We start from the raw sequence: 14,467 nt of genomic DNA, 5'->3' as shown, positions 1-14,467 counted from the left end.
CAGGACAGCCATGAAAGCCCTCAGTTTTTGTAGCACAAACTTTTAGTTTGTGTCCCGTAGGTATAACCCTTTAGCAGGACAGCCATGAAAGCCCTCAGTTTTTGTAGCACAAACTTTTAGTTTGTGTCCTATAGGTATAACCCTTCAAAGGAACACGCTCCAATAAATGCATGAACAGTTATCGGTAGAAACACCGGAACAGATTGATATTAACTTCCAGAAAGCAGGGATTGGGTCGCGCTTTTATGCGGCACTCATTGATACCCTGTTGCTCACGCTGATTTCACTGGTCGGCTATTATGTCAACAGGCGTTTTGTCTCGGAACTTGGGGATGTACTGGGAAATTGGCTCGGTGCCCTCGGTGGTATCGTCGTCTTCGCCATCTTCTGGGGCTACTATATGGTCTTAGAGGTTACCACAAACGGTCAGTCTATCGGAAAGCGGGCACTCGGATTGCGGGTTATCAAAGAAGGCGGTTACCCGATCGGTTTCTCGGACGCCGCGATTAGGAATCTGGTCCGGATTGTCGATTTTCTCCCCTTCTGTTATGGGGTCGGTCTCTTTTCTATGCTGATAAACAGAGATTGGCGACGGTTGGGGGACCTTGCTGCTGGCACCCTTGTCATTAAAACGGCGCGTACAGATATGACACTCACCGATACGAATTCACAAACAGATAACACTCCCGTTAGTGCTGCATCGCAAGAATTTATCTACGCTGCTTGGATACAACCATCTGAGGTTACAGAGACTGAAGTGGATGTCATACGTGAGTATCTCGTCCGTCGGCAGAAACTCTCCGGGATCCGCCGCTCGGAACTCGCACGTACTATAGCGAGTCCTATCGTCGAAAGGATGGGCGGTCGTGGCTCTATTAATTATGATAAATTTTTAGAGGAAGTTTATGCCCTTAAAATGTCGGAAAAGACCTAATGTTCTGTCAACTTTCAAATGATGGTGAAACCCCAGTTCGTAGTAGTGCGATTTATCGCACGTCAGAAACGGGCAATGAATGGTTTCCCTACTACGAACTACCTGTCAGTTTAGATGTGACAGACTACTAAGAGGTTAAGAGAAAATACAGATGGCTAACCGAGCGGATTCAGCGCAAGCGAAGAACGATGTAGGAATTGATTCGCTGGACGATAGTGAGCATAAACTTCCGAAACTACGGGAAATGGGGTTTGGCGAGATCCTTGATATAACATTTAGCCTCTATCGAACGTATTTCCGTTCATTTCTGACCATAGCGTCTGTCTATTTCTTTCTGATGCTCATTTCAGTTTCAATCGTTTTCCTTGACGATTCGGTGGGACGAATCGAAAAAATAATAATCTGGACCGCCACTATTGTTACGATCATTGGCGTTTCTACTTTTGTGGTCAGTGGTCTTGTCCTTGCAACTACCAGTGCCTATTTGGAGAGGAAAATCAAAATCAGTGCTGTACTAAAGCACGGGAAACATCGATTTTTTCCATGTTTTTTCAGCTCGCTTTTATTTGCTGCGCTCGCAATTTTCTTGGTATTTTTATTTTCTTAGGACTTACGCACTCCCCTGGTAGGTGCGGTTTCCAACCGCACCGAACCCTGTTAGAAAGTGCCTTCACCATATCAAAATAGGCGTTCTGACCCAATTTTGCGTAAGTCCTGTTTCTATGTTGTTCGCGATGCTTTATCTGGCTCTTATAAAGGAAGATGACCTACCTTATATGGTTCCTGGCGGATTTGTGTTGCTAATTGGGACGTTGGTCATAGGTTGGTTTGGCACCCTTTGGAGTTTCTACATTCCTACAATTTTGGTTGAAGGAAAATCGGTGCGAGCTGGCTTGAGACGCAGTCGTAATTTAATCCGTGGCACATGGTGGCGCACTGGTGGTATGGTCCTCTCTATTTTCCTATTATCTTTTACTATTAGTTTCATACTCCGCGCGAGTTTCGGATTCCTATTAAATTTAGGAGAACTTGCTGATGAAACATTTATACACACGATTGAAATGGCACTCTGGGATCTACCTGTAACGCGACGCGGATTGAGTTTCTCAAAGGCACTGATATATGTTATCAATTTAGGTGCGGATACCTTCACAATGCCGATCTGGGTGATTGGTGGCACGCTCCTCTACTTCGATCAACGGATTCGGAAGGAGGGATTTGACCTTGAGGTGATGGCGGCATATCAAGGAAAGGAGAAAAATGACGGATATAGTAGAAAACACGAATACTACTAATGCACCTTCGGGCACCCAAGCAGATGTTGTAGATTTGTAGGAGTGAGTGTTTTTGCTTGGAGTCTTTGCGAATCAACACGGAATGCGCGTGTGGCATTCCGTGGGGTATTTCTGCGGATTTCTTCGCGCTCGCGACTTTCCGATGCAAATGGAGAAAAAATCCTAAAATTAAATAACTCTGGCGTGAAAATGGGTTAACATTGCGTTTAATTTGGTTTTTTTATACAATGACACTGTTTTAAAAATAGGCTGCGTCTTACAGCGTTCGTATAGGAATTGAACACGACAACATCGGGAGGTACATTTCGATGAAGATTTTAACCATAAGTCTACTGTCAGTCTGTTTAATCGTGGTATTAGCAACCCTTGGAGAAGCCGTCCGAGAGGACGAATTGGCACTCTATCTCTCCTTTGATGAAGGGAAAGGTGATACAGCCAAAGATAAGTCCAAACATGGGAATGATGCGACAATCCACAAAGGGGAGCGGGTAAAAGGTAAATATGGCAATTCAGTCGAATTGAGTGGCGAAGCGGGTGGCTGGATTGAGGTGCCAGATTCCCCCTCTTTGGATATTACGGATGAAATCACCTTGATGTGTTGGGTATATCCAACTGAGTTCACAGCTGAGTGGTTCCGTATTATTGTGAAGACCTGGGCAGGTGATACCGCGCCGTGGATGGTCTATGGGTTCTATGAGTTTGGCGGGAATAATGGAAAGACGGGTTTTATCATCTCTGTTGATAAGGGGACAGAGAAGCGGATAGGCGATGCAGCGACTTCCAATTTGCCACCGGAGGAGTGGACGCATGTAACCGCCACTTACGATGGGAGCAGGATGGTCCTTTACTATGACGGTGAAGTAGAAGTCGATGGGAACGCGAAAGGTAAGATTGACACAAACGACGTTCCTGTGTCGATTGGACGCAACAGTGAAGGGAATCGGGAGCATTACATTGGACGCGTTGATGAGGTGGCAATCTGGAGCGTCGCGCTTGATCAGGATGAAGTCCAACAGGCGATGGATCGGGTCTATGATGTCGAGCCAGATGGTAAATTACCCACAAGATGGGGTGCGATGAAAGACACGTATTTTAGAGAACCTAAGTCGTTTACCCCGCGAGAGCGTTGGCAGTAAGCACTACCCCAGAATTAAAGAAATGAAGATGGGCATCGCGAATGTGAGTTTGATATTGACTGTCCCTGTTATAGAATTCTTTGGGAACGTTGTAGCACAAACTGTTAGTTTGTGGCGTGCTAAGTGAAACTCAGAGGTATCGCAAACTGACAGTTTGCGGTACAAGTCTTCTTCATCGAACTCACGTTAGCGCAGGAGTCGTTCAAGCATTTTATGAGCGTTTTCATTTTATGGGATGCCCGTTCTTCCCATTTTAATCTGCCTCTCCATCGTTGTAGGAGGGATTTCCGAGTCCCGGTTCTTACTGACCGCTGATTGCTGATGGCTGACCGCTACTATATCACATACGGCTCAGGGTTCCGCTCGATCTCTTCCAGAAGCGTATCCACATAATCCTTAATCCGAAACAGCCGACACATCGCGTCTCCGACCATTCCTTGTTTTAACCTGCCAACTTCATCCCAAAACGCGCCAAGTTCTGAACGCCTCAGTCGTATATATTCGGCTTCAGTGTCTTCAGTACGGCGTTTGTTCCAATGAATCACCTCAACGAGATGTGCATAAGTTGATGACTCGTAATCGACACCGAGCATGAGGAGTTTGGCGTTTGTTTTGTAGGCGCGGAACATCGGTGAGTGTGTGCCATAGGTTTTTCCCCATGGCGGTTGATCCCACGGGGATTCATAGCCTTCACGTAGGAGATGGTCTCCGACGAATGCCTTCGCGCCTTTCCCGCGCGCCGCAATGGCGTGGGAATAATGGTCGGAGCGATAGGTCCCCGACAGCTGCCGAAAAAACTCCGTCAGCCATCCGACTGTAGACGGGGTCCTCTTAATATTCCACGACGTTACCCGCTCTTCCCGACTCGGTAAAAGACTGAACGAAGGCATCAGAATTAACCCGTTCCGCCCGACAGCTGCTTCTAAGGCAGCAATAACCGTACCCGCCCCACCTTCAACAGGTCCGAGACTCTTAAAGGATGAGTGGATAAAGAGGGTATCCCCTTTTTTGATGCCGAGATTGGTAAAATCTTGGGTAAGTTTTTCGTAGGTGTAAGGCATTTTCTATTACTGAGTTGGGTTTCGCTTTCAGCTCAACCCAACCTACGGACTAAACGGTCGTTATACGTTCGCAACAATTCGACAACTTTATCCTTGTCTGCCCTTCGCATCCGTTGTGCGACTTGGAGTGGGGTCAAACCTTTTCGGTTCTTAAGGTTCGGATCTGCCCCATTGATGAGCAACGCTTCCAACGCTATCCGCTGTTTCTCACCGCTTTTTATTGTCGAACGGATCGCATCAAACAGCGGCGTTTCGCCGTTATTGTCCGTGGCATCAACCGTCGCCCCTTTTTCAAGGAGCAGATTAATAACTTTGGAAAAACCTGCTTTCGCGGCGTAATGCAGGGCCGTTTTCCCTTTGTAATTCCGAACATCGATATCAGCACCGAGATCTAAAAGCTCCTGGACTTTGTCTGGGTGTTCCCGATTGTCGCCGCGACAGGCATAAACAAGAGGTGGCCAGCCCCCTGTTCCCATTGCGTTTATATCTTTCGGCGGGATTCCATAACGTTTGAACAGCACACTTATTTCCGAACCGTCGTCCAAGATACGCGGTGCCTTGCTCGGATCCGCACCATTTTCAAGCAACAGTTTGGCGATCTCCACTCGTTCATCGGATGCGGCATAATCCAGAAAGCGTTCACTATACTGCTTGATGACTGCACCCCGCGAGATGAGCAACGCAACAATTGCAGGGTCTTTGCTCCTGATGGCATAGCAGAGCGGGGTTGCCCATGCCATTTCCCTATGTTCAAAGGTGTGTGGTTGCCCGGCAGGTAGCATTACCGCCTGAAGGTATCCTCTGTTGACCAGGCTTGGGTTGTTATCAAGGTGGGAACGAACGGCGTCGTAGTCTCCGAGGTAGGCAGCGGTGTGAATGTCAATTGTCGCGCCCTGCTGAAGCAAAAACTCAGCAACGTTGTCACGTCCTTCATATCGCGCCACACAATAGGGCGATATTTCAATCCTGTGCTGAATATGATAACAACCCGGCAAACTTATATCGGCACCGCGTTCAAGCAGAAATTCGACCATCTCCAATTTCCCACGATACGCTGCCTCCCAGAGCATCGTCCGACCGTGCGAACCGACGGTATAAATCCAAGCCGGGTTATCGTCAAGCAGGTAGCGCACGGTCTCAAGGTCACCGCGTCCTGCCGCTGCGACTACGATTTTAAGAAAGTCGCTCTGGTTTCCGGTGAGTTGAACGTTTGGCATTTATCTTCCTCACTCAATTCTCTTCCACGACGTAGGGTCGCCTCCCGATAGACGGCGGCAAAAGCATCCGTTTCTGTTGTTCGGTTAACGCACCATATTTGCTGAGATCGTGGTATTCCCCCGACCACGCCGAGTGTCCCGGACTGTACTTATAGAGCAGTGAGCGGCGTTGATGCTTTGCTGTCCACGGCATCGTTCCGTGAACGAGTGCTTCGGTGAAGAAGAGCACATCACCCGCTTCGACAGGCGGTTGCACGACGTAGTGCGCCGGACGCTCAAAATTCCGTACATCTGAAGGCAATTCCCGCAAGAAATTGCTTTTATGACTGCCCGGAATACAGGCAAATCCACCCGCACCTTCTGGGGCATCTGCTAAATTGTACGTCATCACAGACAATCCATTCCGCATGATACCGTCGCGGTATTTGTACCAGTGATCCGCCTCAGGCCCACCAGGTCCACCCCCATCTTCACCGCCGTGCAGTCTACCGCCTTGTTGTCCCTCATCCATGAAGATAGCGTAGTCGTGGTCTAAACGGACGTGTGGACCCAATAATTCGAGGAGATAGGGGAGAATTTTCGGATGGTCAATCAGACTCTTAAAGGGTTCACCCCAAAGACTCGACACTCTATTGCCGTGTCCTCTCAAGTTATCGCTGGATTCTCTATCGATAATCTCATTCATCTCAGCGACTTCATCGTTCGTCAAGACGTTCTTTATAACGAAGTAGCCCTGAAGGTCTACTTGGAATTTTTCTTCACCTGTCATAGTCAAAGCTCCTTACTGGTTTTGTATAACAATGAAAAAAAAATAATATGGAATTGACGGGCAATAATGCACTTCGCATTTGGGCGAGTACGCCGCAGAATTGCCCTACTACAAGCAGTCCTGTTCGTAGTAGTGCGATTTATCGCACGTTCAGAAAGCAGTCCTGTTCGTAGTAGTGCGATTTATCGCACGTTCAGAGGTTCCCCAATTCAGTTTTTAATCTTCATGCAATCTTGCCGAATTTCTTCACTCCGAATCAACGACTGGTGGTCGTCTGCCAATCGATGGCGGCATCAGCATCCGTTTCTGCTGCTCCGTTAATCCGTCATATTTACTGATGTCGTAGTAATTCCCTGACCACGCCGAGTGTCCCGGACTGTATTTATAGAGCAACGAACGGCGTTCGTGATCCGCTGTCCACGGCATTGTCCCGTGAATGAGTGCCTCGGTGAAAAACAGCACGTCTCCGGCTTCGACAGGCGGCTGCGCAACGTAGTGAGCAGGACGCTCGAACCTTCGCACCTCTTTCGGGATTTCTGGTGCAAAGTTGCTCTTATGGCTTCCGGGAATACAAGCGAACCCTCCCGCACCCGCCGGTCCATCTGCCAGATTATACGTCATCACAGACAATCCGTTCCGTATATGTCCGTCTCGGTATTTGTACCAGTGGTCCCCGACGTGTCCACCCGCACGTCCACCGTCCTCACCGCCGTGCAGTCCGCCGCGTCCCTGTCCTTTTTCCATGAAGATGGCATAATCGTGATCCAGACGCACATGATGCCCCATCAGTTCAATGAGATACGGCAGGATTTTCGGATGGTCAATCAACCGCTTGAACGGCTCACCCCAAAGACTCGGCGGTCCCTGGCGGTCTCCGCTATCAATAATCTCGTTCATCTCAGCGACTTCATCGTCCGTCAGGACGTTCTTTATAACGAGGTAGCCCTCAAGGTCTACTTTGAATTTCTCTTCACCTGTCATTTGTAGGAACTCCTTTGTTTGGCTATCAGCAGTCAGGGCGTTTCGCTCCGCTCCACTCTCAGCAGTCAGTTACTTTTAAGAGTAGTTTTGCTTTCAAAATTCTGCGACTCCCTACTGACCGCTGAAAGGGTTTCGTAGAAACCCGCCCTGACAGCCGACCGCTATTTTACCACTTCAAAATCGAAACCCTCAAGCACATCGCCGTTCACCTCAAGTTCAAAACGGTGCCATCCCAGACACGCTTTTCCGTCGCTATATTGTTTGAGAGAAGGCAGCGGAAACAGAGACTTCTCGTAATCCACACGCTGTCTCGGTTTCAACTTCCGTTGACTCAGGCGATACCGTTTGCGCGTGATGTGCCCCGATGGACGTTTGTAAGCAACAGCGTAGTAAGTCAGAATCGTCTGGTCTGCATCAGATTCACTCTGCAAGCTGAACGAAAAACGAAAAGGTTCATTGATCGGTAGCGTCCGACGTTCAGGTATCAGTTCGATAAGCGTGATGTCTGCCTTCCCCAATTTCGGCACCGCACCCAGACCCAGTAACTTAAACGCCCGTTCATCTCCAATCTTCACCTGATATTTTAAGGCGCGCCGGAGAATCTTTTTCGTCTCTGCGCGTCCATCCTGACCCCACCGTTCCAACGTAGTGTAGCCCGCCTCTGGATAGTCCTTAACGATGTCGCGCATATCCGTCCCGACCTGCTCCCGCACACGCCCATCCGGGTCGTCTTTGAGTGTCTCCAGCAGTGCTAAGATAGGTCGCGGGTTTTGAATATAGGGTCTAAGCCATTTCTGCCACGTCCCCCGTGTACACAGCGACGCAGCGACAAACAGACGGAGGTTGGCGTTGTCGTCCTGCACCCACTCACCAAAGCGTTCAAAACACCGATTCGGGTCTTCGATAATAAACGCTCGGATGTCCACACCGCGCGTACACCGATGTTTTGCGAGTGTCTCGAAAGCGTCTAGAGAAGCGTCAAAATCCTCGAGCCCGTATAGACTGATAAAGTACGAAACCGGTCGTAGACTCGTCTCAACCTCAGCAGTCGGATGCCGTCTCAGTTCTGATGGAGCTTCAATCTCGACGTAATTCATCAAGATAGCGAGAGCCTCCGAGTAGTCTTGAGGCAGATAATCCCGCAACACGCGACCGATGGCTTTCGTCACGTTGTAAATCGTCTGGCCTTCCATCTCTATCCGCACATCCGCAACGAAAATATCCACGTCAAATTCGGGATAGAGACGCTGAAGTTTTTGCCCGATGACCAGGCCGTCTTGTGTCAGATCGAAAAGTGTACGCTGTTCTCTCATCTTTGACAGACTCCCTCTGTTTGTGTGCAAATGATAGCATATCTGATAGCGGATGTCAACGGGGAATTGGGAAGATCTGTCGCCTCGATTGTTCCCAGACGGTTTGTATTCCCATTTATTGATTTTCCATCGTATAGTAGTCTGTCCACCTTTGAATTGTAGGTGAATTCGTTTGTAGTAGTGCGATTTATCGCACGTCAGGAACGGGCAATGAATGGTTTCCCTACTACAAACTGTCTCTCAGTTTAGATGTGACAGAACACTAGGAGGACGGCAATTGCCCCCGGTTTTACCTTTCCCAATTATCGGGAAATGAGTATCGTTATGCGATGAGGTTCGGTTCCGAGAGGCTTTATCGGGGCACCGTGCCCATCTCGTAGCGTGAGTGGATGGTGCATGAGTATATCTTGCATCCCGTCCTTGTTGAGGTCTACCAGCCAGGTGTATTCCTCGTCGTTAGGCATAGCAACCCTCACCACCTGTGGCTGCTGGGCGAAGATTTCAGGTCCTGGCACACCGACAAAAACGACCATAATTTCGGGGTGATCTCCGATGATCAGATCTGAACGACCGTCTCCGGTTACATCTCCGATAAGCAAAGTTGTGTTGAAGGCGCGCGGATAGCTTTTTTCTCTGTTCCGGTTCTCGTGCGTCGCGCCTCGAAGCACAACGTCCAGTGGCACCCACCCCGGTTCGCGGTGACTGGGTACGCCGTCCAATGCTATCCCGCGGGTAGTGTTGGGTGTGCTGGCGTAGGCACCTTTCTCCATTTGGTAGAACTCGAGCCCGAGCCTGATATCATCACCCATAAAACCTTTGATGCGTTTCCAAAGGCTGCCCTTGAGGGACTCAATGTTGATAGTGGTAATCATTAGGTCAATCTGGCCATCGCGGTTGAAGTCGTGCCGGTCCATCCCGATCTGGATTTTTTCGTCTGACTCGAAGGCGATGTCAGCATCTTGTGCGAACACTGTGCCACCATCAGGTGTTGGTGCGCCGAAATGCACGGCGTAGCTGGAGTGCTTATTGGAAATGTCCTTGCCCGAAAGCTTGAAAATCACCAAGTCGGCGACACCATCGTTGTTCAGATCAGCCAACGCGTACAGCACCTTTCCTGTCATGTCGCCAGTGGCGAGTGGGGAAAGTTGGTCCGAGTCAAATGCCACATTGGCCATGAAGATCGTAGGCTTCGATGAAAACAGTCCGCGCTCATCTTGGAGATGGACCTTAAAGTGATCCTCGTTCCAGAACACCAGATCGTTGCGTCCATCTCGGTTGAAGTCAATCTCATGAATCCGACTCTGAGACCAAGGGTCGTATCGATATCCATCAGCTCCGAGGATCCGCTCCATCTCGGTGGAGGCACCAATTTTCACTTTCTCGGCGAATGTGCCGTCGCTCATCTGGATGCATACCCAAAAGCCATCAACATCTGGGAATACGAGGTCGTCGCGACCGTCGCCGTTCAGATCCCGAGTGATGTCTACATGGGGGATTTCACGGCTGCGCGGCGGTTCAAAGTTAGAAGGAATTGCTATGAGTGGATGCTCGGTCGCCGACGCAGGGTCAAACCAGTTCACGTGGTCGCGTCCATAGGTAATCAACCGGTCGCGTCCGTTGATATTTGCAACGTCAACGAACAATACTTCGCGACGCAGCACTGTATCAAGTTTCGGTGCCCAAGTGACATTGTTGAACGCATAAATGCGCAAACGGTGGTCATCGTTTGCGTTGATGTGCACCACGGCAAGTTCGGCGATAGGGCCCCCGAAAAGAAACCCGGTCAAAACCGACTGACGTTCCGTTATGCCAGTAACGATTTCATACCGGTCAAAGGTGAATTCCATGGAAGCAGGCATTTCTGGAGTGAGCACTTCGGATTCAACCGAGCAGCTTGACAGAAATACGCCAAACATGAGTATATGGAACAGACACTGCCAATAATGTTTTATGTCCTCGACTTCAAAAAAGAAGCGTTTGTGAACCGAATTTTGCTTTTTCATTTTTTTCTTCTTTTATGCGTTCTATAGATTTACATATCTAAGTAAGTTAACAGTGTTAATTTTTAAACAAAAAATAAAAAGATATAAGCGAATTTTGCCGGATAGCTTCAAATCTATGCTTTCAAGCCCTCAATTGTGGTATCAATGACCGTGTTAATCAGTGTATCTTTCTCAGTCCAAGGGAAATCGGGGAAGTCAATCAGGAGCAGTGTAATACCGTGAACGGCTGACCACATGACCTGACTGGTGGTTTCGATATCCACCTGCCTGAATATTTGCTGTTGAATGCATTCAGCCACCATTTCACGCAAATAATTAAACACTTTTTCGCCAATTGATCCTTCTTGAAGACCCAAGCCCTTCTGGAACTGCGGGCGAATGACAAACGTCAGTTTGTAATCCTGGGGATATTTTAGACCGAACGCGACATAGACTTGTCCACTTTTTCTCAAGGTCTCAACAGGGTCGCTTTTATCTTTTTTTAGCTCGTCAAGCGTATTCAATAGGCTCAGGAGTGTCTCCTGGCAAACGGAGTCTAAAAGATCTGCCTTGTCTTTAAAATAAAGATAGATTGTTGTGGGTGAGTATTCAATCTTGTCAGCGATCTTTCGCATAGAGACGTTCTCATAACCTTCATTGACAAAGAGTTCTCGCGCTGCAACAAGAATTTGCTGCTGCAATTCTTCTTTTTCCCTTGCTCTCCGTTCTTTAACACCCATCGTTTCACCCTTGATTTACATAGTTATTTAGGTTAACAATGTTAATTTTATCAGATATTTTTCTTTTTGTCAAATAATTTTTTGTGAAAAAATGTAGGGAGATATTTGGTTTAAAGTCAAGTCGATAGCACATTGGCATCTTTGTGTTGGAAATGCATTGGAATTAGGGATTGCAGGGATAGAACGGATGACGCGGATTTTAGGCGTTTTTCGATCCTCGCCATTTCTTTCTACCTAACTGCACACTCCCAATCTGCTGCCTTCTCACCACGGTAGGCGAGGTTTCCTAACCTCGCTTGGCTTCGTTACCTAATCGCTGCACTCCCGGGGAATGCCATTAAGGCATTCATACCGTTGATTTTGGCGTGTTATGTCTATAGAATGAGGATTGGGGAGTATTCGGTTTTTAGATAAGAAAGTTTATGGTAGCACTTGGAAAGATGTAGATGTTTACTGGCGAGGTATAATTGAATTTCTATAGTCGTGATTTTAGCTTATGTTGTTATCCGTGGCAGGTTAACATCTATAAGAGACAAAAGAATTTAATCTCCTAACAATTGCATAATTTCATCAAAACCGAAGTTGACAAGAAATTCTGCGTAATAACTATCAAACAAATCTTTGAGATAAATCCCTAATTCAACATCGGAAGTGCCGTTATTGTCAAAATTGGTGTCATTTTGCTCTTGCACAACCTGATATTTACGCGCCTTTGTAATTGAGTACAAAAACAGAACATGAGAATATACGGAGGCGATATATCTCTGGTTGGACTTCTCTAACTGTTCTTGGTTTGGATTTCGGGTTTTCGCTCTGAAATTCTGCAAAACAGTACTATCCATATTAATGTAAATGCTCTCTAACTTTTCTCCATTCACCATAGGGTACATGACAGTAGCATAGTCCATTTCTTCTCCGGTTGCCTCTGCAACTTGCTCCCAGGTTAATTCACCATTGCTTTCCGGTCTACCGTCTTTGTAAGCGTATATCAAGTCGGGCAATCCTAAACTCGGTATTTCCTGTTTGTCAGGTTTCGGTGAGGGTTGCGTAGGTGCCTTCGGCTCACTCACTTTCACCCAGAATATTTCCTCAAATTCCCCTATTGGATCTTCCAAACTAACTTTGATTTTTACTTCATCCCCAACGTTCACTTCTTTTTTAGGATTGAGATGAATTTTGATGGTTCCATCTTGTGGGCTGCTTTTCCGCGCATTAAATACATTTTCAATCCGATCAACTTTTCCTGGGGCATTTCCCCCTTCCGTGTCATTCCTTTTGAAATCAAGAATGGCAATTTTCAACTCTCCAGGTTCTTCTATACGATCGAAATAATTGTTTTCAACATCCGTATCAAAGAAAATTGTTTTCTCTCCACCAAGCGGTATTGCGACTACTTCCTTATCCTTTTTCCCTTGCGTCCGTCGTTTGAAGAATGCGGGAAATCGTTTGGGATTAAAGGGTTGTTCTTCCTTTTTTCGCTGTTTTTCCTTCGTTGAGTTGTTAGTGTCTCTTTTTTCCTTACCTTTAGGTGGCAAATCTAAATTTAAAGTTTGTTCCAATAATTTTAGCAATTCTGTATTTCGGGAGAAATTTTGTGCGAAAGATTTAAGCAACTCTTTCGCATCCTCACTCTCTACCGCTATTGAGTCCTTTCGTCGTTTTTGAATTTCTGCTAAACGTCCATTTTTGCTACCGAGTTTATCTGCCAAAAATTTTCGTAATGCTCTGGTTTCCTCACCATCTTTTAACCGGTCACGAGATGCCATAAATAGTTCTTTGCGGAAATCGTAATTCATGTTCGTGCAATCAACATGAATAAGCAGATATTCTTTGAGTAAATTCAATTTGAGGGAGCGGGTTATGAATTCGGATGTGTAGTGCCCGTGTGTTTGCCCATTGACTGAAAAAAGCACAGACATATTATTTTTGAAAAACTCGCGTTGAATTGTGTCCTTAGTCTCTTTGACAGATCTATCATCAATTTTTGTTCTGAAGACATAACACGTCACTTTCATATTGCCAAAAAGAGAATCGTCAAAATCCTCGGAAAAAGATTTTTCAACGTACTTGTTATCTTCCTGTTCTAACCTGCGCTTTAATCCGTATAAACCCCTACGCAAAGAACTCTTAGGATAGCGTTCTTCTTTTTCAATTGTGTACACTGGCAAAACAGGTTCAAATAGGTACTCGTTGATACTCTGATGCAAATCCCTTGAAATATCTGAAATTCCCGAAGGTAAATCATAAGAATAGAGTTTGATAATCGTTCCAGTTGTGAAGGGCCTGTTATGCAGCCTTAAATCTTGTCTGTCTGCTCGAAAAGCAGGAATTTTCCCATCAATTTTCAAGTATTCATACCATGTATTCTTTTTCGTGACTTCTTCTGCTTTGCTCAGTGGGTGTTCTCTGATTAATGTAAAACCGAATTCTCCGGTATTATCAAAACGTTTTGAAGCGATTAATTGATACCGCTTTTTGCCGCAGAATACAATGGCACCGCTACCCCCCATATTGTATTTGCCTTGGACGAAGTGGATTTCGTTTTTATTTCCACTCAATAATGACAGAAAGGTACTCTCGAATTCTTCAGGATGCTGGCCTTCACCATCATCATAAATTATTAAAGAGGTATTTCGTCGAGGTCCATCAGCAAGAACTTGGATGCTTTCTGCTTGTTGATTCCGGAATTTTGATAGATCCCATTTTCCGTAATTTGAAAAGAAACTCATTTTGGCTTCTTCCATAGAATTGGGGGCTTGACGGGATTTCGGATCAATACCTGCTTCCAAGCATTTCTTCATCAGAACGGCATCAACTGAGTTTGTAATTTTCTCAATCAGTGCTGCGATCGGAGTAGATTGTTGGTTTTCGATAACACCGAAATTGTTTTCGTTACCGCCGAGTGGAGACCAATTTTCAGGTTTGAAAATGTCCGGATGAGCGTTGATGACTTTATCAACATCGTCCTCAGTTTGGGCGAAGTATAGTTTGTTGAAAAGTTGCTTCATGGTTGATTTTATGAACAAACTCCCTACAAAT

Annotated in this window: 13 protein-coding genes; 5 read left to right on the top strand and 8 right to left on the bottom strand. The window is 46.6% G+C overall.

Features of this window, described 5'->3' with window-relative positions; genetic code table 11:
- Window positions 1–166 precede the first annotated feature (166 nt).
- The 5 genes from OXN25_08945 (at window position 167) to OXN25_08925 (ending at window position 3,365) form a co-directional block, all read left to right on the top strand.
- The gene (locus OXN25_08945; protein MDE0424980.1) at window positions 167–934 is read left to right on the top strand and encodes an RDD family protein; all 768 of its coding nucleotides are present in this window, start codon (window positions 167–169) and stop codon (window positions 932–934) included.
- The gene (locus tag OXN25_08940) at window positions 934–1,065 is read left to right on the top strand and encodes a hypothetical protein (protein ID MDE0424979.1); all 132 of its coding nucleotides are present in this window, start codon (window positions 934–936) and stop codon (window positions 1,063–1,065) included. The genes OXN25_08945 and OXN25_08940 overlap by 1 nt, the downstream gene beginning before the upstream one ends.
- A 20-nt stretch (window positions 1,066–1,085) precedes the next feature.
- Window positions 1,086–1,541, top strand: coding sequence for a hypothetical protein (locus OXN25_08935; GenBank protein MDE0424978.1), 456 nt, complete (start codon window positions 1,086–1,088; stop codon window positions 1,539–1,541).
- Between the two features lie 169 nt (window positions 1,542–1,710).
- A complete protein-coding gene (locus tag OXN25_08930) occupies window positions 1,711–2,229 on the top strand; it encodes a hypothetical protein (protein ID MDE0424977.1) in 519 nt (172 codons plus the stop codon).
- A gap of 308 nt (window positions 2,230–2,537) precedes the next feature.
- The gene (locus OXN25_08925; GenBank protein MDE0424976.1) at window positions 2,538–3,365 is read left to right on the top strand and encodes a LamG domain-containing protein; all 828 of its coding nucleotides are present in this window, start codon (window positions 2,538–2,540) and stop codon (window positions 3,363–3,365) included.
- Between the two features lie 335 nt (window positions 3,366–3,700).
- Here the strand turns inward: OXN25_08925 and OXN25_08920 are convergent, their stop codons facing one another.
- From OXN25_08920 to OXN25_08885, 8 genes are all read right to left on the bottom strand, one after another.
- Window positions 3,701–4,426 (bottom strand): AAC(3) family N-acetyltransferase, encoded by a 726-nt coding sequence (locus OXN25_08920; protein ID MDE0424975.1) that lies wholly within the window; start codon window positions 4,424–4,426, stop codon window positions 3,701–3,703.
- A gap of 32 nt (window positions 4,427–4,458) precedes the next feature.
- Complete coding sequence (locus tag OXN25_08915; GenBank protein MDE0424974.1) at window positions 4,459–5,643, bottom strand: ankyrin repeat domain-containing protein; 1,185 nt, start codon at window positions 5,641–5,643, stop codon at window positions 4,459–4,461.
- 13 nt (window positions 5,644–5,656) lie between these two features.
- Window positions 5,657–6,412 (bottom strand): phytanoyl-CoA dioxygenase family protein, encoded by a 756-nt coding sequence (locus OXN25_08910; GenBank protein ID MDE0424973.1) that lies wholly within the window; start codon window positions 6,410–6,412, stop codon window positions 5,657–5,659.
- Window positions 6,413–6,658: 246 nt separating this feature from the next.
- The gene (locus OXN25_08905) at window positions 6,659–7,393 is read right to left on the bottom strand and encodes a phytanoyl-CoA dioxygenase family protein (protein ID MDE0424972.1); all 735 of its coding nucleotides are present in this window, start codon (window positions 7,391–7,393) and stop codon (window positions 6,659–6,661) included.
- Window positions 7,394–7,554: 161 nt separating this feature from the next.
- The gene (locus tag OXN25_08900) at window positions 7,555–8,706 is read right to left on the bottom strand and encodes a hypothetical protein (GenBank protein MDE0424971.1); all 1,152 of its coding nucleotides are present in this window, start codon (window positions 8,704–8,706) and stop codon (window positions 7,555–7,557) included.
- A 302-nt stretch (window positions 8,707–9,008) separates the two neighbouring features.
- Entirely contained in the window at window positions 9,009–10,709 is a 1,701-nt protein-coding gene (locus OXN25_08895) for a VCBS repeat-containing protein (GenBank protein MDE0424970.1), read from the bottom strand.
- A 113-nt stretch (window positions 10,710–10,822) separates the two neighbouring features.
- Window positions 10,823–11,428, bottom strand: a complete 606-nt coding sequence (locus tag OXN25_08890) for a TetR/AcrR family transcriptional regulator (protein MDE0424969.1) — start codon at window positions 11,426–11,428, stop codon at window positions 10,823–10,825.
- Window positions 11,429–11,970: 542 nt separating this feature from the next.
- Complete coding sequence (locus tag OXN25_08885) at window positions 11,971–14,436, bottom strand: hypothetical protein (protein MDE0424968.1); 2,466 nt, start codon at window positions 14,434–14,436, stop codon at window positions 11,971–11,973.
- Between the last annotated feature and the right edge of the window lie 31 nt (window positions 14,437–14,467).

Source organism: Candidatus Poribacteria bacterium, from assembly GCA_028820845.1.
GTDB lineage: Bacteria > Poribacteria > WGA-4E > WGA-4E > WGA-3G > WGA-3G.
The sequence above is the reverse complement of the archived record's forward strand: the minus strand, read 5'-3'. Positions and strand labels throughout refer to the sequence as shown.

What these genes read in the sequence shown, in the direction of transcription:
- OXN25_08945 (MDE0424980.1), top strand. Translation starts at nt 167, where the DNA reads ATGCATGAACAGTTATCGGTAGAAACACCGGAACAGATTGATATTAAC.
- OXN25_08940 (MDE0424979.1), top strand. Translation starts at nt 934, where the DNA reads ATGTTCTGTCAACTTTCAAATGATGGTGAAACCCCAGTTCGTAGTAGT.
- OXN25_08935 (MDE0424978.1), top strand. Translation starts at nt 1,086, where the DNA reads ATGGCTAACCGAGCGGATTCAGCGCAAGCGAAGAACGATGTAGGAATT.
- OXN25_08930 (MDE0424977.1), top strand. Translation starts at nt 1,711, where the DNA reads ATGGTTCCTGGCGGATTTGTGTTGCTAATTGGGACGTTGGTCATAGGT.
- OXN25_08925 (MDE0424976.1), top strand. Translation starts at nt 2,538, where the DNA reads ATGAAGATTTTAACCATAAGTCTACTGTCAGTCTGTTTAATCGTGGTA.
- OXN25_08920 (MDE0424975.1), bottom strand. Translation starts at nt 4,426, where the DNA reads ATGCCTTACACCTACGAAAAACTTACCCAAGATTTTACCAATCTCGGC.
- OXN25_08915 (MDE0424974.1), bottom strand. Translation starts at nt 5,643, where the DNA reads ATGCCAAACGTTCAACTCACCGGAAACCAGAGCGACTTTCTTAAAATC.
- OXN25_08910 (MDE0424973.1), bottom strand. Translation starts at nt 6,412, where the DNA reads ATGACAGGTGAAGAAAAATTCCAAGTAGACCTTCAGGGCTACTTCGTT.
- OXN25_08905 (MDE0424972.1), bottom strand. Translation starts at nt 7,393, where the DNA reads ATGACAGGTGAAGAGAAATTCAAAGTAGACCTTGAGGGCTACCTCGTT.
- OXN25_08900 (MDE0424971.1), bottom strand. Translation starts at nt 8,706, where the DNA reads ATGAGAGAACAGCGTACACTTTTCGATCTGACACAAGACGGCCTGGTC.
- OXN25_08895 (MDE0424970.1), bottom strand. Translation starts at nt 10,709, where the DNA reads ATGAAAAAGCAAAATTCGGTTCACAAACGCTTCTTTTTTGAAGTCGAG.
- OXN25_08890 (MDE0424969.1), bottom strand. Translation starts at nt 11,428, where the DNA reads ATGGGTGTTAAAGAACGGAGAGCAAGGGAAAAAGAAGAATTGCAGCAG.
- OXN25_08885 (MDE0424968.1), bottom strand. Translation starts at nt 14,436, where the DNA reads ATGAAGCAACTTTTCAACAAACTATACTTCGCCCAAACTGAGGACGAT.